17 protein-coding genes and 2 pseudogenes are annotated in these 22,534 nt (G+C 71.0%); 12 read left to right on the top strand and 7 right to left on the bottom strand.

Annotated features, from left to right (window positions below; genetic code table 11):
- Positions 1–2: 2 nt before the first annotated feature.
- A complete protein-coding gene (locus tag QC385_RS37395; protein ID WP_279545853.1) occupies positions 3–479 on the bottom strand; it encodes a hypothetical protein in 477 nt (158 codons plus the stop codon).
- 143 nt (positions 480–622) lie between these two features.
- Between QC385_RS37395 and QC385_RS37390 the strand changes: the two genes are divergently transcribed.
- From QC385_RS37390 to QC385_RS37380, 3 genes are read left to right on the top strand one after another with little or no spacing between them, the layout of a single operon-like run.
- On the top strand, positions 623–1,186 hold the full coding sequence (locus tag QC385_RS37390; RefSeq protein WP_279545852.1) for a hypothetical protein: 564 nt from the start codon (positions 623–625) through the stop codon (positions 1,184–1,186).
- Complete coding sequence (locus QC385_RS37385) at positions 1,161–2,447, top strand: ABC transporter substrate-binding protein (protein ID WP_279545851.1); 1,287 nt, start codon at positions 1,161–1,163, stop codon at positions 2,445–2,447. The genes QC385_RS37390 and QC385_RS37385 overlap by 26 nt, the downstream gene beginning before the upstream one ends.
- A 38-nt stretch (positions 2,448–2,485) precedes the next feature.
- Positions 2,486–3,526 carry a helix-turn-helix transcriptional regulator gene (locus QC385_RS37380; protein WP_279545850.1) on the top strand — a complete coding sequence of 347 codons (1,041 nt, stop codon included), beginning with the start codon at positions 2,486–2,488 and terminating at the stop codon, positions 3,524–3,526.
- On the opposite strand, the pseudogene ctaD reads toward QC385_RS37380, so the two are convergent.
- Positions 3,525–5,096: pseudogene (gene ctaD, locus QC385_RS37375) on the bottom strand (aa3-type cytochrome oxidase subunit I); the annotation flags it as partial. The gene QC385_RS37380 and the pseudogene ctaD overlap by 2 nt on opposite strands.
- A gap of 431 nt (positions 5,097–5,527) precedes the next feature.
- Between ctaD and QC385_RS37370 the strand changes: the two are divergent.
- Positions 5,528–5,743 carry an I78 family peptidase inhibitor gene (locus QC385_RS37370; protein ID WP_059416856.1) on the top strand — a complete coding sequence of 72 codons (216 nt, stop codon included), beginning with the start codon at positions 5,528–5,530 and terminating at the stop codon, positions 5,741–5,743.
- Between the two features lie 90 nt (positions 5,744–5,833).
- Here the strand turns inward: QC385_RS37370 and QC385_RS37365 are convergent, their stop codons facing one another.
- Complete coding sequence (locus QC385_RS37365) at positions 5,834–6,838, bottom strand: phosphatase PAP2 family protein (RefSeq protein WP_279545849.1); 1,005 nt, start codon at positions 6,836–6,838, stop codon at positions 5,834–5,836.
- Positions 6,839–7,065: 227 nt separating this feature from the next.
- Positions 7,066–8,241, bottom strand: a complete 1,176-nt coding sequence (locus tag QC385_RS37360; protein WP_279545848.1) for a glycosyltransferase family 39 protein — start codon at positions 8,239–8,241, stop codon at positions 7,066–7,068.
- 263 nt (positions 8,242–8,504) lie between these two features.
- Here QC385_RS37360 and QC385_RS37355 point away from each other — a divergent pair, with 263 nt between their 5' ends.
- Both QC385_RS37355 and QC385_RS37350 read left to right on the top strand, forming a co-directional pair.
- Positions 8,505–10,106, top strand: coding sequence for an MFS transporter (locus tag QC385_RS37355; RefSeq protein ID WP_279545847.1), 1,602 nt, complete (start codon positions 8,505–8,507; stop codon positions 10,104–10,106).
- Between the two features lie 170 nt (positions 10,107–10,276).
- Positions 10,277–11,467, top strand: a complete 1,191-nt coding sequence (locus tag QC385_RS37350; RefSeq protein WP_279545846.1) for an acyl-CoA dehydrogenase family protein — start codon at positions 10,277–10,279, stop codon at positions 11,465–11,467.
- Between the two features lie 37 nt (positions 11,468–11,504).
- On the opposite strand, the gene QC385_RS37345 is transcribed toward QC385_RS37350, so the two are convergent.
- On the bottom strand, positions 11,505–11,942 hold the full coding sequence (locus QC385_RS37345) for a cell division protein SepF (protein WP_279545843.1): 438 nt from the start codon (positions 11,940–11,942) through the stop codon (positions 11,505–11,507).
- A gap of 290 nt (positions 11,943–12,232) precedes the next feature.
- Between QC385_RS37345 and QC385_RS37340 the strand changes: the two genes are divergently transcribed.
- The 3 genes from QC385_RS37340 to QC385_RS37330 all read left to right on the top strand — a co-directional run bounded on the left by QC385_RS37340 (position 12,233) and on the right by QC385_RS37330 (position 16,128).
- On the top strand, positions 12,233–13,456 hold the full coding sequence (locus QC385_RS37340) for a DUF5685 family protein (protein WP_279545842.1): 1,224 nt from the start codon (positions 12,233–12,235) through the stop codon (positions 13,454–13,456).
- 261 nt (positions 13,457–13,717) lie between these two features.
- Positions 13,718–14,623: a S1 family peptidase gene (locus tag QC385_RS37335; protein ID WP_279545841.1), complete on the top strand. Its 906-nt coding sequence runs from the start codon at positions 13,718–13,720 to the stop codon at positions 14,621–14,623.
- A gap of 422 nt (positions 14,624–15,045) precedes the next feature.
- Positions 15,046–16,128, top strand: a complete 1,083-nt coding sequence (locus QC385_RS37330; protein WP_279545840.1) for a S1 family peptidase — start codon at positions 15,046–15,048, stop codon at positions 16,126–16,128.
- 279 nt (positions 16,129–16,407) lie between these two features.
- On the opposite strand, the pseudogene QC385_RS37325 reads toward QC385_RS37330, so the two are convergent.
- Positions 16,408–16,824, bottom strand: a pseudogene (locus tag QC385_RS37325) (DUF3533 domain-containing protein); the annotation flags it as partial.
- A gap of 154 nt (positions 16,825–16,978) precedes the next feature.
- Here QC385_RS37325 and QC385_RS37320 point away from each other — a divergent pair.
- Complete coding sequence (locus tag QC385_RS37320; RefSeq protein ID WP_279545839.1) at positions 16,979–20,470, top strand: DNA polymerase III subunit alpha; 3,492 nt, start codon at positions 16,979–16,981, stop codon at positions 20,468–20,470.
- Positions 20,467–21,450, top strand: a complete 984-nt coding sequence (locus tag QC385_RS37315) for a DNA polymerase Y family protein (protein ID WP_279545838.1) — start codon at positions 20,467–20,469, stop codon at positions 21,448–21,450. Before QC385_RS37320 ends, QC385_RS37315 begins: the two co-directional genes overlap by 4 nt.
- A 16-nt stretch (positions 21,451–21,466) precedes the next feature.
- Here the strand turns inward: QC385_RS37315 and QC385_RS37310 are convergent, their stop codons facing one another.
- Positions 21,467–21,841, bottom strand: a complete 375-nt coding sequence (locus QC385_RS37310; protein ID WP_279545837.1) for a cupin domain-containing protein — start codon at positions 21,839–21,841, stop codon at positions 21,467–21,469.
- Positions 21,842–21,921: 80 nt separating this feature from the next.
- Here QC385_RS37310 and QC385_RS37305 point away from each other — a divergent pair, with 80 nt between their 5' ends.
- On the top strand, positions 21,922–22,368 hold the full coding sequence (locus tag QC385_RS37305; RefSeq protein ID WP_279545836.1) for a MarR family winged helix-turn-helix transcriptional regulator: 447 nt from the start codon (positions 21,922–21,924) through the stop codon (positions 22,366–22,368).
- Positions 22,369–22,534 lie beyond the last annotated feature (166 nt).

Genomic DNA, 22,534 nt, shown 5'->3' with positions numbered 1-22,534 from the left:
GCTCAGTCGGTCTCTTCGGAGGGCTCGCAGATCGGGCACGGGCCCAGCTCGCCGCTCGCCACCAGCTTGGAGTCCACCGGAACCGCCTCCGCCTTCCCCGCGACCAGCGGGCAGTCCGCGCGGTGCCACAGCGTGCCGCCCGGCACCATCAGCAGCTCGCCGCTGACCGCGAGGGGCGCGAGCACGGCCTGTCCGGTCTCGTCCGCATCGGCCGGCTCGGCCGCCACCAGCAGGCCGTACAGCTCCTCCACGCGCGCGGCGGCGATCGAGCTCCGGCCGTGGGCCAGCAGCACCGCCCCCGAGATGATCAGGGCCGCGCCGGGGACCGTGCAGGAGGCGAGGTAGGGCAGCTGCCGTTCGGCGAAGCGCTCCCCGGAGACGCCGTACCAGCCGACGACGCACAGCACCGCACCGGCGGCCAGCGCCGCCCAGCCGGTCCAGAGGACGGGGTGCACGGTCCGCAGTCGGCTTGTCCGCATCGCTGGCTCCCACACGTCGGTTGTCCGGGCACGCGCCTGGCTGCCTGTTCAAGTCCGCCGATCGCTTGCACTATGCCCCTTGGAAGCTGACCCTGAAAGCACCGGGCGCACATGGCCCGGACCGACACCCGGTGGTGAGCCAGATGGTTCTCGGCAGCGACCTCAGGCGGGGGAACGCGACACGGGGCCCACGAGCCGCGGGACGGGGTACGGCGATCATGGCCGCCCTGGTCCTGGCCCTCGCCCCGGCCCTCGCGGCGTGCACCGACGACGACGGCGGCGGCAGCGAGGCCACGCCGCCCCGGCCGACCGTGGACCGGACCACGAGCGCACCGGCCAGCGCACCGGCGGACCGGGCCGCGGCCGAGACGGAGATCCGGCAGAACTGGGAGAAATTCTTCGACCCGAAGACCTCGACCCAGGACAAGCAGGCCGTCCTGGAGAACGGCGACCGGATGGGCCCCGTCCTCGAGGCCTTCAGCGGCGACGAGCGCGGTGGGCAGGTCCAGGCGAAGGTCACCAGGATCGAGTTCACCTCGGCGACCGAGGCCGATGTGACGTACACGCTCACCCTGAAGGGCGCCACCGCCCTGCCGGACGCCTCCGGGACGGCCGTCGAGCAGGACGGCACCTGGAAGGTGTCCGCCAAGGCGCTGTGCGCGCTGGTGCAACTGAGCGGCAATGCGTCGCCGGTCCCGGGCTGTTGAGGCCCTCGCCGCGGTGCTGCTGCTCGCTCTGAGCGCGGCCTGCGGCAGCCGGCTCCCGGAGAGCGACTTCGAGCACGACGACCGCACCTCCGCGCCCCGCGACACCGCGCCCCTGCGGGTCGGGATCATCGCCAGCGCCACCAGCCCGGTCGGCGGCACCGCCTTCACCGGCCCGCGCGACGGCGCCAAGGCGTGGTTCGACCGGCTCAACGCGCGCGGGGGCATCGACGGCCGTCGCGTGGAGGTGCGCCTGTGCGACGACGGCGGCAGCGGCGTCGGCAACAACGAATGCGTGCACCGGCTGGTCGAGGAGGACGAGGTGGTCGCCCTGGTCGCCACCACCGCCTTCGACTACGCGGGCGCCTCCCGCGTCTCACGCGCGCGCGTGCCCGACATCGGCGGCCAGCCCATCGGCAGCGCCTACGACACCTACCCGCACCTCTACGGCATCTACGGCAGCCGCGCGCCGCGCGACGGCACCACCGGCTGGGACGGCAAGCTGTACGGCGGCACCGAGGTCTACCGCTACTTCAAGCGCGAGCACGGTGCCCGGACCGCCGCCGTCGTCTCCTACAACCAGTCCGCCTCGGCCGCCTACGCCCGGCTCGTCGAACGGGGCCTGCGCGCCGAGGGCTACGAGGTCGTCACCGAACAGGTCGACTTCGCCCTGCCCAACTTCCGTGCCGTCGCGGCCGACCTGAAGGAACAGGGCGCCGACCTCGTCTTCGACGCCATCGACAGCCACGGCAACGCCCGGTTGTGCCAGGCCATGGACGAGGCCGGCGCCGACGTCACCGCCAAGGTGACCAACGTGCAGAACTGGACGTCCACCGTCGCCGACGCCTACAAGGACGCCCCGCGCTGCCGCAACGCCCTCTGGGCGACCGGCTCCAGCCGCAACTTCGACGACACCGGCCATCCGGCCGTACGGGAGTTCCGCGAGGCCACGAAGGACCTGAAGACGCACTCGCAGTGGCAGCTGGAGGGCTGGGCGGCAGCGCGGTGGTTCACGGACGCCGCCGAGTCCTGCGCGAGGGCGGGCATCACGCGCGCGTGCGTCGACGCCTACATGAACCGCGGCGAGGGGTACACCGCGGGCGGACTGCTCCTGCCCGTGGAGTTCGAGCGGCGCCCCGAGCCGCCCAGGACCAGCCGGACCTGCCTGTCGGTGGCCCGCTGGCAGGACGGCGAGGGCTGGGTCACCCAGGGGGACATGGACCGCACCTGCTTCGACGTACCCCAGCTGGCCTACGAGCCTTGAGGACAGTGGCTGTCCGCAAGGGCTGGCAGACTCGCCCCATGTTGGAGACCTCCGCACGGCTGCTGCGCCTGCTGTCCCTGCTCCAGGCCCACCGCGAGTGGTCCGGCCCCGACCTGGCGCAGCGGCTCGGCGTCAGCGCCCGCACCCTGCGCCGGGACGTGGACCGGCTGCGCGAACTCGGCTACCCGGTCAACGCCAGTCCCGGAACGGGCGGCGGCTACCAGTTGGGGGCGGGCGCCGAACTGCCGCCGCTGCTGCTGGACGACGACGAGGCCGTCGCCGTGGCGATCGGGCTGCGCACGGCGGCCGGGCAGGGCATCGAGGGCATCGGCGAGACCTCGGTGCGGGCCCTCGCCAAACTGGAACAGGTGCTGCCGAACCGGCTGCGCCGCCGCGTGGGCGCCCTCAACGCCTTCACCGTGCCGATGCTGCGCGGCCCCCTGCCCGACGCCGTCGACCCGGCCGTACTGACCGAGCTCGCCCACCTCTGCCGGGACGCCGAGCGCCTGCGCTTCGAGTACCGCGGCCACGACGGCACCACCGGCCGCCGCAGTGTCGAACCGCACCGCCTGGTGTGCACCGAGCGCCGCTGGTACCTGGTCGCGTGGGACCTCGACCGGGAGGACTGGCGCACGTTCCGCGCGGACCGCATCACGCCCAGGCCACCGCACGGCCCGCGCTTCGAGCCGCGCGAGGCGCCCGCCGAGGACCTCGCCGCCTACGTCTCCCAGGGCGTCTCCACCCGTGTGTACGCCACGCACGCCGTCGTACGGCTCCTGGCGCCCTTGGAGGAAGCCGCCGCGCACATCTCGCCCAGCGCCGGGGTGCTGGAGGAGGAGGGCGCGGACAGCTGCCTGCTGCGCTGCGGCGCCGGGAGCCTTGACGTGATGGTGATCCACCTGATGATGCTGGGCTTCGAGTTCGAGGTGCTCGAACCCGACGGGCTGATCGAGGCGATCAGGAGGATTCGCGATCGGCTTGATGGGGCTCTGGCTCGGGCTGGGCAGTCACCGCCGCGTACTGCGGATGGTGCAGGTCGAACGCCGGCGACTCCGACCGGATCCGGGGCAGCGTCGTGAAGTTGTGCCGGGGCGGCGGGCAGGAGGTCGCCCACTCCAGGGAACGGCCGTAGCCCCAGGGGTCGTCGACCTCGACCTTCTCGCCGTACTTGGTGGTCTTCCACACGTTGTAGAGGAACGGCAGCGTCGACATGCCGAGCAGGAACGCGCCGATCGTCGACACGGTGTTTAGCGCCGTGAACCCGTCCGCGGCGAGGTAGTCCGCGTACCGGCGCGGCATGCCCTCGGCGCCCAGCCAGTGCTGCACCAGGAACGTGGTGTGGAAGCCGGTGAACAGCGTCCAGAACTGGATCTTGCCGAGCCGTTCGTCGAGCATCTTCCCGGTGAACTTCGGCCACCAGAAGAAGAATCCGGCGAAGATCGCGAAGACGACGGTGCCGAAGACGACGTAGTGGAAGTGCGCCACCACGAAGTACGTGTCCGTCACATGGAAGTCCAGCGGCGGCGACGCCAGGATCACCCCGGTCAGCCCGCCGAACAGGAACGTCACCAGGAAGCCCGTCGCCCACAGCATCGGCGTCTCGAAGGACAGCGAGCCCTTGATCATCGTGCCGGTCCAGTTGAAGAACTTCACGCCCGTCGGCACCGCGATCAGGAAGCTCATGAAGGAGAAGAACGGCAGCAGCACCGCGCCCGTCGCGAACATGTGGTGCGCCCACACCACCACCGACAGCCCGGTGATCGCCATCGTCGCGCCGACCAGCGTCAGATAGCCGAACAGCGGCTTGCGGCTGAAGACCGGGATGATCTCCGTGATGATGCCGAAGAACGGCAGCGCGATGATGTACACCTCGGGATGGCCGAAGAACCAGAACAGGTGCTGCCACAGGATCGCCCCGCCGTTGGTCGCGTCGAAGACCTGCGAGCCGAACCGCCGGTCCGCCTCCAGCACCAGCAGCGCCGCCGCGAGCACCGGGAACGCCATCAGGATCAGGATCGACGTGAACAGCGTGTTCCAGGTGAAGAGCGGCATCCGGAACATCGTCATGCCGGGGGCGCGCATCCCGATGATGGTGGTGACGAAGTTGACCGCCCCGAGGATCGTGCCGAAGCCGGACAGCGCCAGGCCCATGATCCACAGGTCGGCGCCGATACCCGGCGTGCGCTCCGCGCTGTTGAGCGGGGCGTAGGCGAACCAGCCGAAGTCGGCCGGTCCGGTGGGTACCAGCAGTGAGCCGAGCACGATCAGCCCGCCGAACAGGAACAGCCAGTACGAGAGCATGTTCAGCCGCGGGAAGGCCACGTCGGGCGCGCCGATCTGCAACGGCATCAGCTCGTTCGCGAAGCCCGCGAAGGTCGGCGTCGCGAACAGCAGCAGCATGATCGTGCCGTGCAGCGTGAAGGCCTGGTTGAACTGCTCGTTGGTGATGATCTGGAGTCCCGGACGGGCCAGCTCGGCGCGCATCAGCAGCGCCATCACTCCGGCGATCAGAAAGAACACGAAGGACGTGATCAGGTAGAGGTGACCGATCTTCTTGTGGTCCGTCGTGGTCAGCCAGTCGACCACCACCCGCCCGTGCCTCTTCCTCGGCACGGGCCGCGCCGTCGCCTGTACGGTCTGCGTCCCCATCGCTCGCTCGCCCCTTCGCTCATCGCGTCCCGGGCCCGCCGAAGCCCGCGCCACACGTACCCGCGAGCTCACGCCATGATGCTCGCGTCACCGAGCGCTCCGACAGGGGGCGTATCGGCCTCTGTGCGGCGAAGCCGTGCATTTCCTGTGCGGCGGCGGCTGAGCCGGGCCCGGTGCGACGCCGGAATGGAATGGGGCCCCGAGGTCACTTCTCCCGGAACTTTCCGCCGGGCTTTTCCATGGGCTCATGTGACACGCGGAAATTGCGATCGAATGCCTGCGGAAGGCCTACGAAACCGCTCGTCCGTGTGACGGACAGCGCCCGAAACAGCTGTCGTGATCTTGTGACAGAAGCGTGACAGGCAAGGGACGGGGACCGGGGTCACCGGCCCGGACTTCCATGGTCGCCGGGCACGGCATAGCGTGGCGGTATGGCACCGATTCCGACACCTTCCGCGGAACCCGACGACACCCCGGACACCTATGTCGGCCTGGAGGCCGGCCGGGCCGAACACCTCGCGCGCGAGCGCGGCTGGTCGACGGTGCGCTCGCTGCCGCCGGGGGCGATCATCACGATGGAGTACCGCGTGGGCCGGCTGAACTTCGAGGTGAAGGGCGGCCGGGTGGCGCGGGCCTGGAAGGGTTGAGACACCGCGAAGGCCCCGGTTCCGCTCCGGAACCGGGGCCTTCGCCGTGCCGGGACGAGGTGTGCGCACCGCTCCCGCCGTCCGTCCTGGTCAGCCGCCCGTCAGGGGGCGGGCCGAGGAGGCCGAGCCGCGCGGGTGCCGCTCCGCGTGCGGCGGCCGGCGGCTGCCCGTGGGGGAGATCGGCGTGCGCTCCGAGCGGGCCGTGTGCGGTCCCGGCGCCAGGCAGGCCGGGGCCCGGGGCGAGCCGGCCGCGACGTCGTCCCGGTCGGCGGGCAGCGGCGTGACCACCACGTGCGGCGCGCCGACCGGCACGGCAGCCGGCGCCGTACCACGGCTCCGGCGGGCCCGCAGACGGTCGCGCAGGTCGAAGATCCTGGCCTCGGAACGGGCGATCAGCGGCTCGAACCACGGCAGGGCGAGCAGGATCAGCAGCCCCGCGGCCCAGCCCAGCAGCACATCGCTGAGCCAGTGCGTACCGAGGTAGACGGTGGCCATGCCGACGCCGAGCGAGGTCACCGCGGACACGGCGGACAGCCAGCGGCGCGCTCTCGGGGTGGAGGCCATGTAGGCCAGGATTCCCCAGGTCACCACGGCGTTGGCGGTGTGACCGCTCGGAAATATATCGCCGCCGCGCCACATCTCGTTCGAGCCGATCACGGTCGCGTAGTGCGGTCCCAGCCGGCCCATGCCGTACTTGGCGGCGCCGACCGTGACGTTCAGCAGGAGCAGCGAGACGCCGAGGGCGAGCAGCGGACGCAGGGTGTGCTGCCGCCAGGAGCGCCAGCCCAGCCAGGCCGCGACCATCACCGCGGTCGGGCCGCGCTGGCCGAGCACCACGTAGTAGTCGACGAACCAGTGGATCTCCGACCACTGCTGGTACGGCCGGAAGAACATGACCTGCCAGTCGAGCCGGACAAGCCAGGACGTGATGATCACGGCCCACACCATCGCGCCGTAGAAGGCCAGGGTCGCCGCGAGGAGCACGATGCGGTGCCTGCTCATCTTCGGCACATCGAGGTGGGCCGGTCGTTCCGGCTCACGGTCCAGCCGGGCGAACACCCGGTCCAGACGGGTGAGCTTCGGTTCGGTACGCACCCAATCGACGTTACAGCGAGTGAGCTCGGATCCCTGTCGAATCAACGGGTTTGTGATGACGATGTGATGTGGGATTCCTCTCAGGAGGAGGTTTATTTCCAGCGAATCCGCAATCGCCGCGCGCTGCGGCCTTCAATTCCTTTGATCATTCCGGATGGGGGTTTTATTGCGCTTTTGAATTCGTTCACCGGAGCATCGTGCGCAATTCTCCCGGCGCTCACAGCGGGTCAGGGCGGACCCGAGCCGTTCAGCCAGAACGCCCCGTACACCGCCGAGGCGACCGCCACCGCTCCGAGCACCAGCGCTGACCTGCGCGGACGCAGCCCGGCCAGGGCCAGGGCGAGGGGCAGCAGCAGCGGGAAGCCGGGCATCAGCAGGCGCGGCTTCGAGCCGAAGTAGCTCGACGCGCACAGGGCGAGCGCGGTCACCACTCCGGTGTAGACCAGCAGCGGGAGCGGCTGGCGCTGACGTACGCCGACGACATACAGCCATACGACTGACGCGACCCCGGCGATCAGCCCGGCACCGGCCAGGGCCGAGGGGAACGACGTGAACTTTTCGGCGACGAACCGGGCGAAGGCGTACCCCCCGTCGAACCCGTTGCGCCATCCCGCCTGCACGTCGAGATAGCCGAGCGGCCCCTTGCCGGTGCGGTGGCCGACCCACAGCACGTATCCGGCGGTGCCGAGGGGGGCCAGCAGCATGCCGAGGACGCGGTGTGCGCGGGTACGGGGACCGGGGCCGCCGGCGTCGGCCGCGCGTCGCTCCCGCGCGAAGGAGGCGATGCCCGCCACCCACACGGCGGCCACCACGGCCATCCCCACCGGGCGGGTCAGCCCCGCCAGCAGGGCCAGCGTGCCCGCCGTCACCCAGCGGCCGGTCAGCACCGCGTACAGCGACCACGCGGCGAGCGCCGTGAACAGCGACTCGCTGTACGCCATCGACTGCACGATCCCGACCGGGAGCACGGCCCACAGCAGTACCGCGCACACCCCGGCCCGGCGCCCGTACACGTGGTCCGCGACCGCGAAGATCCCCCACGCCGCGGCGAGGGAGGCGACCAGACTGACGAGGAAACCGCCGTCCGCGTACGACAGCGGGGACACCGCCGCCACCAGCCGCTCCAGCCAGGGCAGCAGCGGGAAGAACGCGAGGTTCGAGTGCACGTCCCCGTTCGCCAGGCGCACCTCGTAGCCGTAACCGAGCTCGGCGACCCTGGTGTACCAGAGCGCGTCCCAGCGAGCGGTCAGCAGCGTGTACGCGCTCTTGTCGCGCGCCGCGCTCCACAGGGCCAGGGCGATGAGGCCCAGGCCGCGGACGGCCGCGTACCCGAGGAGCGCCGGGGCCGCCCGGCGCAGCGCCCCGGCGCGGGACGGGGCCGCGCGCGTCTCAAGATCGGTCACGGGCCCGATTATCGACCGGGGCCGGAACCGGTCGGCCGCCCGGGGCGTGGACGACGGTGGAGGGAGTGGCGTACGCCACACCTTTCCGCCGGACGTGTGAGAGGTCCGCCACTCGGCTCCGGCGCGGACTCGCGTACTCTGACATGTCACTCGCTGTTCGTTTGCGCGGGCCGGAGACCACCGCTCCTCTCCGGCCGAGTCGCGGGGGCGTCCCCCACCCCGTGAGCCCGCCGATCGCGAGGGAACATCTGGGAGGTACGTACATGTCCGGGACGACCACGGCCGCTGCGCTGCGCCGTCGGGCGGCCGGGGCCGGTGCCAACCGCTGGGTGGTTCTCGTCGTCCTCTGCGTCAGCCTGCTGCTGGTCGCCGTCGACGCCACCGTGCTGCACGTGGCGGTCCCCGCCGTCACCGAGGACCTGAAGCCCGGCGGGATAGAGCTGCTCTGGATCGTCGACATCTACCCGCTCGTCTGCGCCTCGCTGCTCATCCTGTTCGGCACGCTGGGCGACCGCGTCGGCCGCAGAAGGATCCTGCTCCTCGGGTACGCGCTGTTCGGCGTCGCCTCGGGCCTCGCGGCCCTGGCGGACAACGCCCAGGTACTGATCCTGGCGCGGGCGCTGCTCGGCGTGGGCGGCGCGATGATCATGCCGGCGACCCTGTCGATCCTGCGGCAGGTCTTCCCGGACCGGCGCGAGCGGGCGCTCGCGATCGGCATCTGGAGCGCCGTGGCCGCGGTGGGCGCGGCGGTCGGACCGCTGCTCGGCGGCTTCCTGCTGGAGCACTTCTGGTGGGGCTCGGTGTTCCTCGTCAACATACCGTTGATGCTGGTCAGCCTCCCGGTGGGGCGGCTGCTGCTGCCCGAGTCGAAGGGCGACGGCGAAGGGCCCTGGGACGTGGTCGGCGCGCTGATGGCGGCCGTCGGACTGTTCGGGGTCGTGCTGGGCGTCAAGCGGCTCGGCGGCGGGGAGTCGGTGGGGAGCCTGCTCACCGTGCTGCCGCTGGTCGTGGGCGCGGCGCTCCTGGTCGCCTTCGTACGGCGGCAGCGGCGGCGGGCGCAGCCGCTGATCGACCTCAAGATGTTCTCGCGGCCGGCGTTCAGCACGTCCGTCGGGTGCATCGTGCTGGCGATGCTCGCGCTGGTCGGTCTCGAACTGATCGCCGCGCAGTACCTCCAGCTGGTGCTCGGGCTGTCGCCGCTGGAGACGGGGCTGCGGCTGCTGCCGCTGACCTTCGCGGCGATGGCGGCCGGGCTGGCCGGGGCGCGGATGCTGCGGCGGTTCGGGCCGCGGCGGATGGTGTGCTGCGGGTTCCTGCTGACGGCGTTCGCGGTGGTGCTGCTGACGGCGCTGGGCCGGACGGACGACTGCGCGCTGATGCTGACCGGTTTCGTGCTGCTCGGCTTCGGGCTGGAGACGACGCTGTTCGGGGCGTACGAGTCGATGCTGAGCGAGGCGCCGCAGGAGCAGGCCGGAGGGGCGGCGGCCATCGGGGAGACGTCGTACCAGCTGGGGGCGGGGATCGGGATCGCCCTGCTCGGCACGGTGATGAACGCGGCGTACGCGCCCGGACTGTCGGATGTGCCGGGCGTGCCGGAGCCGGCGTCCTCTGCTGCGGGGCATTCGCTGGGGGAGGCGTACGAGGTCGCCGCGCAGCTGGGCGGGGTTGCCGGGGTCGCTCTGCGTCATGCCGCGCGGGACGCGTTCGTGCACGGGCTGCATGTGACGTTGCTGGTGAGTGGGGGGTTGTTGCTGCTCGGCGCGGTGATGGCGCTGCGGTTGCCGCGGGCCATGCAATGTGAGGGCGCTGGTGCGGTGGAGTTGCCCGCACCCAGGGACGCTGCGGAGTCGCGCGTCTCGGTGTGACGCCTTGTCGCCCACGGGTGCGGGGCGCCGTCGGCGGCTTGCGGTGTTCCGGTTGTCGGCGACTCCACACCTGCACCTTCCAGTTGGGAGCCACGGGTGGTGCGTGGGTGGGCGAAGGCCGTAGCGTCTGGGTTAGCGGTGCTAGTTAAAGAGTTCCGGAGGGTGTCCGCATGTCCGAGTCGTCCAAGCTTCCTCCCTTCGACCCAGCCGACCCCCTCGGCCTCGACGACCTCCTGGAACCGGAGGATCTCGGGATCAGGGACACCGTGCGGGCCTGGGCCGAGGACCGGGTGCTGCCGTATGTCGCCGAGTGGTACGAGCAGGGGGAGCTGCCGGGGATCCGGGAGCTGGCCCGGGAGCTGGGGAGCATCGGTGCCCTCGGGATGTCCCTGGAGGGGTACGGGTGCGCCGGGGCGTCCGCCGTGCAGTACGGGCTCGCCTGTCTGGAGCTGGAGGCCGCCGACTCCGGGATCCGGTCCCTCGTCTCCGTGCAGGGCTCCCTCGCCATGTACGCCATCCACCGCTTCGGCAGCGAAGCGCAGAAGCAGCGGTGGCTGCCCCGGATGGCCTCCGGCGAGGTCATCGGGTGCTTCGGGCTGACCGAGCCCGACCACGGATCCGACCCGGCCGCCATGCGGACGTACGCCAAGCGCGACGGCACCGACTGGGTCCTCAACGGCCGCAAGATGTGGATCACCAACGGGTCGGTCGCCGGCGTCGCCGTCGTGTGGGCGCAGACCGAGGACGGAATCCGCGGGTTCGCCGTGCCGACGGACAGTGCCGGGTTCTCCGCCCCCGAGATCAAGCACAAGTGGTCCCTCAGGGCCTCCGTCACCAGCGAACTCGTCCTCGACGACGTACGGCTGCCCGCCGACGCCGTACTGCCGGAGGTCACCGGCCTGCGCGGGCCGCTCAGCTGTCTGTCGCACGCCCGGTACGGCATCGTCTGGGGCGCCATGGGCGCGGCCCGCAGTTGTTTCGAGGCCGCGGTCGGCTACGCGAAGTCGCGGGAGCAGTTCGGGCGGCCCATCGGCGGCTTCCAGCTCACCCAGGCCAAACTCGCCGACATGGCGGTCGAACTGCACAAGGGAATTCTGCTCGCCCATCATCTGGGGCGGCGGATGGACGCCGGCCGCCTGCGTCCCGAGCAGGTCAGCTTCGGCAAGCTCAACAACGTACGAGAGGCGATCGAGATCTGCCGCACGGCCCGCACCATCCTCGGGGCCAACGGGATCTCGCTCGAATACCCCGTGATGCGGCACGCGACCAACCTCGAGTCGGTGCTCACCTACGAGGGCACCGTCGAGATGCACCAGCTCGTGCTGGGCAAGGCGCTCACCGGACTCGACGCCTTCCGGTGAACCCTGCGCGGGGGCAGGGCCGGTGAGCGGCCCTGCCTCAGCTCTGGTTGAAGAAGCCGTCCGTGCGGTGTCCGGCCGGGTCGCCGTTCACGATCTCCGTGTTGGCGGGGGTCAGCAGGAACACCCGGGTCGACACCCGCTCGATCGAACCGCGCAGGCCGAAGATCAGCCCGGCCGCGAAGTCGACCACGCGCTTGGCGTCGGCGGCGTCCATGGCCGTGAGGTTCATGATGACCGGCACGCCCTCGCGGAACAGCTCGCCGATGGCGCGCGCGTCCCGGAAGCTGTCCGGGGTCACCGTGCCGATGCGGCGCCCCTTCTCCTCGGCGACGTCCGAGGCCACCTTGACGCGCGGATCGGTGACCCAGGCATCCCCGGGCTCGGTCCCGTCGGAGTAGTCGTCGTCGTAGTAACGCTCGTCTTCGTTGTCGTCGACGAGGCCAAGCCAGGCACTTGCCTTGCGTACCGATCCCATGGACGCCTCCTCTCACAGCGGTCTTTCTTGCTTTCCGCATACCTATGGTCGTCCATGATGCGGATGGCGCGCCAAGTGGATAGACGCCGCACGGGGGGTTTGTGACGGTACTGGTGCACAGCGGATCCGTCGAGAGTCCGTGTTTCCCAAGGGTCTTGTCGTAAACGGCTGCTGACTGTGAGTGAAATATGATTCTTCGCGGCGTACGGGTGATGAGCGGTGCGTACGGGTGAACGCGATGGCCGATACCATGCGGCGCCAAACATCGTACGGAGAACCGGGGGGACGTCGTGTTCGGAATGGTCAGGCCCTGTCGGCACCGGCTCGGTGAGAGCCTCACGGCCCAGTGGATGGCGCATTTGTGCGGGCTGTGTCTCGCGCTGCGCGGGGACCACGGTCAGCTCGCGCGCATCGTCACGAACTATGACGGGCTTCTGGTCTCCGTGTTGACGGAGGCTCAGGTGGAGCGGACGCCCGGTACGTCGAGTGGTGTGGGGCGGCGCACGGCGGGGCCGTGTCCGCTGCGCGGGATGCGCACCGCGTCCGTCGCGCACGGTGAGGGAGCGCGGCTCGCGGCGGCCGTGTCGCTGGTGCTCGCCTCCGCCAAGGTGCGCGACCACGTCGCCGACGGCGACGGACTGCTCGCCCGCGCGCCGGTCGCCCGCGCCGCACGCCGGGTCGCCGCGGGCTGGGACCGCGCCGGGGCGCGCACCGGCTCCGCCGTCGGGTTCGACACGGCAGTCCTGGTCGACGCCGTGGACCGGCAGGGCGGCATCGAGGCGCTCGCCGGGCCGGGCACGCCGATCCTGACGGTCACCGAACCGACCGAGACGGCGACCGCCGCCGCCTTCGCGCACACGGCGGTCATCGCCGGCCGGCCGCACAACGCCGGACCGCTCGCCGAGGCCGGACGCCTCTTCGGGCGGCTGGCCCACCTGCTGGACGCCGTGGAGGATCTGAGTGCTGACGCCGCGTCAGGTGCCTGGAATCCGATCGCCGCGACCGGCACCTCACTCACGGAGGCCCGGCGGCTCGCCGACGACGCGGTGCACGGGGTGCGGCTCGCGCTGCGCGAGGCCGAGTTCACCGACGCGAAGCTCGTGCACCTGCTGCTCGTGCACGAACTGCGGCGCTCGGTGGACCGGGCGTTCGGCACGGTGCCGGTGTGCGCCTCGCACCAGGGCGGCCCTTACGGGCAGCAGCCGCCTCAGGGCCCGTATGCCCAGGGGCCGCACGGTGCTCCGCAGAACCCGTACGCCGGCGGTGGCGGAAACCCGTACGCAGGTGGGGGAGGAGGAGGGTACGGCGGCGGCGGTTTCGGTGGAGGCGAGCCGGTGCCCCAGCCGCCCCGGGGGCGACGCGGGTTCTGGGCCGGCTGCGGGATGTTCTGGCTGCTGTGCTGCACCTGCAAGCTGTGCTGCGCCAAGGAATACGAGGGGCCGTGGTCCCGAAAGAAGCGTGAAGGCTGCTGCCGGGATTGCGACTGCGACGGGTGCGACTGCTGCTGCCCCTGAGGCGGCTGACCCGTCCCGTACCCCTTGCGCGCCGCTGCGGAAGGGGTACGACAGCCCGTCATTTCGCGGCTTTGTGACAGCCCTTCAAAAAGCCGCGGCCGAAAGGCCCTCTTGCGCCTACCGGCCGTTCGGCCGAATACTCCCCCCAGCGCTTGTCAGGGGCACGGCGGGTTCGGAATCCGAACAAGCCGGTCCCGGACTGCGCCTCACGGGCCCGAAACCCCACGAGGGCCCCCGACTTCCTTTGTGGAGGAACGAAAAGTGAGGATCAAGCGCACCACCCCCCGCAGCGGCATTTCGAGACGGACCCGGCTGATCGCCGTTTCCACCGGCCTCGTGGCCGCCGCCGCGATCGCGATCCCCAGCGCGAACGCGTCCGACACCCCCGCCACCTTCAGCGCCACCGAGCTCAAGAGCGCCAGCAGCTCGCTGCTGAAGGCCGACGTCCCGGGCACCGCCTGGGCCGTCGACAGCAAGACCAACCGCGTGCTCCTGACCGTCGACAGCACGGTCACCCAGGCCGAGATAGCGAAGATCAAGCAGCAGGCCGGCGCCAACGCCGACGCGCTCACGATCAAGCGCACCCCCGGCAAGTTCAACAAGCTGATCCAGGGCGGCGACGCCATCTATGCGAGTAGCTGGCGCTGCTCCCTCGGCTTCAACGTCCGTGCCAGCAACGGCACCGAATACTTCCTGACCGCCGGTCACTGCACCGACGGCGCGGGCACCTGGTACTCCAACTCCGGCCGCACCACGGTCATCGGCTCGACAGCCGGCTCCAGCTTCCCGGGCAACGACTACGGCCTCGTCCGCTACAGCGGATCCGTCAGCCGCCCCGGCACCGCGAACGGCGTGGACATCACGCGCGCGGCCACCCCGAGCGTGGGCACCACCGTCATCCGTGACGGCTCCACGACCGGTACGCGCAGCGGCCGTGTCACCGCCCTCAACGCCACCGTCAACTACGGCGGCGGGGACGTCGTCTCCGGCCTGATCCAGACCACCGTCTGCGCGGAGCCCGGTGACTCCGGCGGTTCGCTCTACGGCAGCAACGGTGTCGCCTACGGCCTGACCTCCGGCGGCAGCGGCAACTGCTCCTCCGGTGGTACGACGTTCTTCCAGCCCGTCACGGAGGCCCTGAGCGCCTACGGGGTCAGCGTGTACTAGGCCGGTCGGTCCCGGTCGGCAGCAGCCTGAGTTTCTGAACCCCCGCACGCACTGCGTGCGGGGGTTTCCCCTTTTTCTGGGGGTGTAGGGAGAGTTGACGGGGTGCGGGGGCTTTCGGTGGAGTTGCCGCAGGCCGGCCAGACAGGCGATTTTCAGCCACGGTCAGACCTCACAGAGTGGGCACACGTTACTCACGCGTAGTGTTTGCAGTGTGAACGCGCGTGAAGTGGGTGTGAGTTGAGTCCGATTTGACCGTGGACGGTCAAAATGAGGGGGCGTGTGCTCCGTAATCTACGCGCGTCCTGAACTCGACCTTGTGTGCTCCCCGTTGTCCTCGGAATAGTGGGCGCTCGTCAACACAGCCTTCCGGTTCGCGAGGTCCCCACAACCTCTCGGGCCGACCCCCCACAGGAGGACGCGAGTTGAAGCACCGACGCATACCCAAGCGGCGTGCAGCCGTGGCAGGTGCGGGCATCACCGCACTGGTCGCCGCGGGAGTCACCTTCCAGACTGCGAACGCGAGCGAGACCCCGGAGGTCTCCGCGCCCCGGACCCTGTCGGTCACGGCGGCCGGAAAGCTCGCCTCGACGCTGGCCGAGGACCTCGGCGCCGACGCGGCGGGCACGTACTACGACACGAAGAGCAAGAAGCTCGTGGTGAACGTGCTCGACGAGGCCGCGGCCGAAGCCGTCGAGAAGGCCGGAGCCAAGGCGAGAGTCGTGGCGAACTCTCTCGCCGAACTGAAGAGCGCCCGTGGCACGCTGAAGCAGGACGCGACGATTCCGGGCACCTCCTGGGTGACCGACCCGACGACCAACAAGGTCGTCGTCACCGCCGACCGTACGGTGTCCAAGGCCGAATGGGCGAAGCTGACGAAGGTCGTCGACGGGCTCGGCGCGAAGGCCGAACTCAAGCGGACGAAGGGCGAGTACAAGCCCTTCATCGCCGGTGGCGACGCGATCACCGGCGGCAGTGGCCGCTGCTCGCTCGGCTTCAACGTGCTCAAGGGCGGCGAGCCGTTCTTCCTGACCGCCGGGCACTGCACCGAGGGCATCTCGACGTGGTCGGACTCCAGCGGCAAGGAGCTCGGCACCAACGCGGACTCCAGCTTCCCGGGTGACGACTACGGGCTGGTCAAGTACACCGCGGAGGTGGCTCACCCGAGTGAGGTGAACCTCTGCAACGGCTCGACGCAGAAGATCACGGGTGCCGCCGAGGCGACGGTCGGCATGGAGGTCACGCGGAGCGGCTCGACCACCCAGGTGCACGACGGGAAGGTCACGGGGCTGGACGCCACCGTGAACTACGGCAACGGCGACATCGTGAACGGTCTGATCCAGACCGACGTGTGCGCGGAGCCCGGTGACAGTGGTGGCTCGCTCTTCTCGGGGAGCAACGCGATCGGGCTGACGTCCGGTGGCAGTGGTGACTGCACCTCCGGTGGGGAGACGTTCTTCCAGCCTGTGACGGAGGCGCTGTCGGCCACCGGGACCGAGATCGGCTGAGTTCTGGTTCTGGCTTTGTGAAGTCCCGCCCCTTGTGTGAGGGGCGGGACTTTGCGTTTGCCTCCGGCGGTTGTGCCGGGTGCCTGCGGCGGCCTGTGGCTGCTTCGGAGGGGGTGCGCGTAGCGCCTGCACGTCCCCCTCTCGCCGTGGGCGGCGTGCGGGCGCGTCGTGGCTTGACTACCGCAGGCCGCCGCGCTGCGGGCCGACGGTCCCGCCTAGGGCCTGTCGTTTGGATCACGCCGCAGACGCGGGGTCTGGCACGCGCATCTGCCGCGTTGTCGTCCGGAACGTGCGTTTGTCTGATCTCTCCAGGGTGGTGACGAGGGTGGTCAGGGTGGTGGAGAGGACCCTGCCGCCGCCGGAGGCGACCAGGAGGGTGTCGGTGCCGGCGGGGTCGATGATCAGCGCGCCGTCGATGTCCCGGTTCGTGATCTGGTGCCGGGCCGTGGACTCGTCGGGCAGTGCGCGGGGGTCCAGAGGAGAGCCGGGCAGGCGGTCCAGTCGGGTCACCGCCCGATCGGACGCGGCTCTGGGGGCGACCACCGCGAAGGGCACGTCCCTGGGCTTCGGGTCGTGCAGCGCTCCCACGTAGGAGGCGATGAACAGCAGCTGGAGTGCGATCACGCCGACGATGAGCAGGGTGGCCCGGGGGGTGACGGCGTCTCTCACCTCGTCGCGGAACGAGCGGTGCGGCATGCCTCCACGGTCGGGGGCGATCCGGTGTTTCCGCAGGTGGGGCGGGGCCGAACGGATGTCGCACATGTATTCGAGAATTGGTCTATGGTGGGGGTGAGGTAGCTGGGAACAGATGTTCGAGAACCGGTGTGGTTCACGAGTGCGGGAGGTGCGTGTGCCGGGGTTCACGCATCTGCACACCGCCTCCGGATTCTCGTTGCGGTATGGAGCCTCGCATCCGGAGCGGCTGGCCGAGCGTGCCTCCGAGCGGGGCATGGATGCCCTGGCTCTCACTGATCGCCAAACGCTCGCCGGTGCCGTCCGGTTCGCCAAGGCCTGTGCGAAGGCGGGGGTCCGTCCGGTGTTCGGGGCGGATCTGGCGGTGGCGGGAGCGGAGCCCCCCGAGCCCGGGACCGGGCGGCGCCGGACTCCGGTGCGCGGTGGCGCCTTCGTCGACGAGTCGGCTCCCCGGGTGACCTTTCTCGCCCGGGACGGAGCCCGTGGGTGGGCCGGGCTGTGCCGGCTCGTCTCCGCGGTGCATGAAGGGGAGGGGACGCCCCTGCTGCCCTGGGAGCGCAATCACGCCGAGGGCGTGACCGTGCTGCTCGGGCCCGACTCGGATGTGGGGCGTGCCCTGGCCGCCGGGCGTCCCGACCGTGCGGCGCGGCTGCTCGTGCCCTGGCGGGAGGTCTACGGCGACGCCCTGCGGCTGGAGGCCGTCTGGCATGGCCGGAAAGGCACGGGTCCCGGCTCCCTGCGGCTGGCCGCCCGGACCGTCGGGTTCGCCGCAGAGCAGCGGATCCGTCCCGTGCTCAGCAACGCCGTACGGTACGTCGACCCGGGGCTGGGGCCGGTCGCCGACGTGCTGGACGCCGCGCGGCGGCTGGTGCCCGTCGACCCGACCAAGGAACTGGACTCCGGCGAGGCCTGGCTCAAGGACGCGGGGGCCATGCTGCATGCCGCCGAGCGGATCGTGGAGGCCGCGGGGTTCCGGCCTGACACCGCTCATCGGCTGGTGGAGCAGACCGAGGCCACGGCCGCCGAGTGCCTGGTCGATCCCGAGGACGACCTCGGGATCGGTACCGTCCACTTCCCCGAGCCGCACCTGGTCGGCGCCGACCGCCGTACCGCCCAGCGGACGCTGGCCTCGCGGGCGGCGGCGGGGATGGTGCTGCGCGGGTACGACCGGCGGCGGGAGTACTGGGAGCGGATGCACCACGAGCTGGACATCATCGCCCACCACGGCTTTGCTTCTTACTTTTTGACCGTGGCCCAAGTGGTCGACGACGTACGGGAGATGGGCATCCGGGTCGCCGCCCGGGGGTCCGGTGCGGGATCGCTCGTCAACCATCTGCTCGGGATCGCGCACGCCGATCCGATCGAGCACCGGCTGCTGATGGAGCGGTTCCTGTCGAAGGAGCGGGTCGTGCTGCCCGACATCGACATCGACGTGGAGTCCGCGCGCCGGCTGGAGGTCTACCGCGCGATCATCAGCCGGTTCGGCACCGAGCGGGTCGCGACGGTCGCGATGCCGGAGACGTATCGCGTGCGGCACGCGATCCGTGACGTGGGGGCCGCCCTGTCGATGGATCCGGCCGAGATCGACCGTGTGGCCAAGTCCTTTCCCCACATTCGGGCGCGGGACGCCCGCGCCGCGCTGGAGGAGCTGCCCGAGCTGCGGGCGCTGGCGGGGGAGAAGGAGAGGTACGGGAGGCTGTGGGAGCTGGTCGAGGCGCTGGACGCGCTGCCGCGCGGAGTGGCCATGCATCCGTGCGGGGTGCTGCTGTCCGACGCCTCCCTGCTGGCCCGTACGCCGGTCATGCCGACCAGCGGCGAGGGCTTTCCGATGTCGCAGTTCGACAAGGACGACGTCGAGGACCTCGGGCTGCTCAAACTGGACGTGCTGGGGGTGCGGATGCAGTCGGCCATGGCGCACGCCGTGGCGGAAGTGGAGCGGGTGTCGGGGGTGAGGGTCGATCTGGACGGCCTGCCGCCGGGAGATCCGGAGACGTACCGGCTGGTCCGGTCCACGGAGACGCTCGGCTGCTTCCAGATCGAGTCGCCGGGGCAGCGGGACCTGGTCGGGCGGCTCCAGCCGGCCACCTTCCACGATCTGGTCGTCGACATCTCGCTGTTCCGGCCCGGGCCGGTCGCCGCCGACATGGTGCGGCCGTTCATCGAGGCGCGGCACGGGCGGGCGCCGATCCGCTATCCGCACCCGGATCTGGAGGAGCCGCTGAAGGAGACGTACGGGGTCGTCGTCTTCCACGAGCAGATCATCGACATCGTCGACATCATGACCGGCTGCGGGCGCGGTGAGGCGGACCGGGTGCGGCGAGGGCTGTCGGATCCGGAGTCGCAGGGGCGGATCAAGGTGTGGTTCGCGCAGCACGCGGCGGCGAACGGGTATGACGCGGAAACGATCCAGCGGACGTGGGAGATCATCGAGGCCTTCGGGTCGTACGGCTTCTGCAAGGCCCACGCGGTCGCCTTCGCCGTGCCGACCTACCAGTCGGCGTGGCTGAAAGCGCATCACCCGGCCGCCTTCTACGCGGGGTTGCTCACACACGACCCCGGCATGTATCCGAAGCGGCTGCTGCTGGCGGACGCGAGGCGGCGCGGGGTGCCGGTGCTGCCGCTGGATGTGAACGCGTCGGGCGTCGCACACCGTATCGAACTGGTGTCCGGTAAATGGGGTCTGCGGCTGGCGCTCTCCGATGTGCACGGCATCAGTGAGGCCGAGGCGGCGCGGATCGCCGAGGGGCAGCCGTACGCCTCGCTGGTCGACTTCTGGGAGCGGGGCCGGCCCAGCCGTCCGCTGGCCCAGCGGCTCGCGCAGGTGGGAGCGCTGGACGCGTTCGGCGCCAACCGCCGTGATCTGCAACTGCATCTGACCGAGCTGCACCGGGGCGCGCGGGGTGCGGGCGGTGGTCAGCTCCCGCTGGCCGGGGGCCGGAAGACCGCCCCGGCCGGACTGCCCGACCTCACCTCCTCGGAGCGGCTCAGCGCCGAGCTGGGCGTGCTGTCCATGGACGCCTCACGCAATCTGATGGACGATCACCGGACGTTCCTCGACGAGCTGGGCGTGGTGTCGGCGCGGCGGCTGCGCGAGGCCCGGCACGGGGAGACGGTGCTGGTCGCGGGCGCCAAGGCGGCCACCCAGACGCCGCCGATCCGGTCCGGCAAGCGGGTCATCTTCAGCACCCTGGACGACGGCACGGGCCTGGTCGACCTCGCCTTCTTCGACGACTCCCACGACACCTGCGCCCACACCGTCTTCCACTCCTGGCTGCTGCTGGTGCGCGGGGTGGTGCAGCGGCGCGGCCCGCGCAGCCTCAGCGTGGTGGGCGCCGCCGCCTGGAACCTCGCGGAGCTGCTGGAGGTGCGCCGGGAGGAGGGGCTGGAGGGAGTCGCGGCCCGGCTGGCCGGCGCCGGGGATTCCGGCGGTCCCGGCGACGACGGTGAGGGGGCCGCGCGCCGGCGGCTCGCCGGCTCGGAGGGAGCACCCGCGCCGGCGGGCTCCGCGGTACAGGATCCGGCGGAGCAGCGGAAGATCCGCATGCCCACGGGGTACGAGATGCACCCCTGGGCCGATCTGCGTCCCGCGGGCGAAGGGCCCGCGGTGGGAAGAAAGTTGTGGCACCAGAGTCCGGGGAGTGCGGGATGACCATTCTCTGCGTACGTTTCCAGCTGCCTCCGACGCGCGAGGCCGACCTGCCCCACCTGATCGGAATGCTCGAGGAGTTCACCCCCGTCGTCCAGGCGCTGCCACCGGACGGGGCGCTGGCCGACCTGCGGGGCGCCGAGCGGTACTTCGGGCGGGACGCCCTCGAACTGGCCTCGGTGATCCGGGTGCGGTCGCTCGCGTTGTACGGGGTCGACTGTGTGATCGGCGCCGGGCCCGGGCCGATGCTGGCCCGTGTGGCGCTGCGCGACGCCGTGCCCGGGGTGACGTGTGCGGTGCCCGAGGAGCAGGGCGCCATCGCGGAGTTCCTCGCGGACAAGCCCGTCGCCGCACTGCCCGGCGTGGGCGCCGCGACCGCCCGTACGCTGGGCGACTACGGCCTCGACACCCTCGGCGGGGTCGCCGCCGCGCCGCTGTCCACGCTCCAGCGGCTGGTCGGCGCGAAGGCCGGCCGCGAGCTGCACGAGAAGGCGAACGGTGTCGATCGCGGCCGGGTCGTCCCGAACGCCGTCTCCCGCTCCCTCGCCACGGAACGCCCCTTCGTCCGCGACGAACTGGACCCGGACCGCCACCGCCGTGCCCTGCTGTCGGCCGCCGAGGAGATCGGCGCCCGGCTGCGCGCCCTGGAGAAGGTGTGCCGCACGCTCACCCTCACCGTGCGCTACGCCGACCGCTCGGCAACCACCCGCAGCCGCACGCTGGCCGAGCCGACCGCGCACTCGCCGGATCTGACCAGGGCCGCGTACGGCATGTACGAGGCGCTCGGCCTGCAACGGGCCCGGGTCCGCGCGATCGCCCTGCGCGCCGAGGGGCTCGACCCCGCCGGCCAGGCCTCCCACCAGCTGACCTTCGACCCCGTGGACGAGAAGGTCCGCCGCATCGAGGAGGTCGCGGACCGAGCACGGGCGAAGTTCGGCCCGCGGGCGGTGATGCCCGGGGGACTAGGGGGCCTGGCGGCGTAGACCCCCCTGCGTGACGTCAGTTGGCCCACGGCGGCACGACGCGGGTGCCGTCGGCGAGCCGTGCCTCCAGGCCGATCGAGGTGGTGACCCAGGAGTACGCGGTCCGGTCGGTGGGGTTCTCGACGGCCAGGGTGGCGCCCGGGTTGATGATCACCGTGTCGCCCGCCGCGATCCGCTCGGTGCGGCCGTCGAGGGTGATCAGCAGCTCGCCGTCGAGCAGATGGAAGATCTCCTCCCGGTTGACGGTGTGCGCGGGCGCCTTGAGACCGGCGGGGATCTCCCCGCGCCAGGCGCACAGCTCCTTGCTCCCGCTGCGCGGGGTGGCGTACGAGACGAAGCGGGCGCCGTGGATCTCGTGGGTGACGGCTTCGGACGAGCGGATGACGGGCATGCGGGCCTCCAGTTGGTCAAGTAGCTTGACTATATGGTCAAGCTGCTTGACCGTCACGTCAAGGGTGTTTCAATGCATGGGTGCAGAACTCCGAGGCCATGGCCCTGTCCGCCGCCCTGCTCGCCGCCGCCGGCGGGCTCACGCACCGCATCCATGAGGGCGTCGTCGCGCGCGGCTTCGAGGGGCTGCGGCCCGCGCACGGCTTCGCCTTCGCCCGGCTCGCCCCGGACGGCGCGACGGTCACCGACCTGGCCGCCCATCTCGGGGTGACCAAGCAGGCCGCCAGTCAGCTCGTGGACGAGATGGTGCGCAAGGGGTACGCCGAGCGGCGGCCGCACCCCGACGACGCGCGGGCGCGGCTGGTCGTACTGACCGGGCGGGGGTGGGAGTGCACGCGGGCGGCGGAGGAGGCGGCCGCGGAAGCCGTGCGGGAATGGGGGGACGTGCTGGGGGAGGGGGAAGTGCGGGCGCTCGGGGAGCAGTTGCTGCGGATCGCTCCGCGCGGGCCCATCCGGCCCGCCTGGTGAAGGGGCGTCAGGCGGGTCCGTCGTCGTCGGTTACCACTGGAAGTTTTTACTGACGCGTAACTTCCAAGTTTGACTACTGGCTCGTAACTTGACGAGTGAACAGCATCCCGTGATCCGGATCACAGGGCGTCGTGCCGTCGCACCTCCCTTGAGCCGCAAGGAGATC

It is taken from the genome of Streptomyces sp. DH10, assembly GCF_029813805.1.
Classification (GTDB): Bacteria; Actinomycetota; Actinomycetes; order Streptomycetales; family Streptomycetaceae; genus Streptomyces; species Streptomyces coeruleofuscus.
This window is presented reverse-complemented; position numbering and strand designations above follow the sequence as displayed.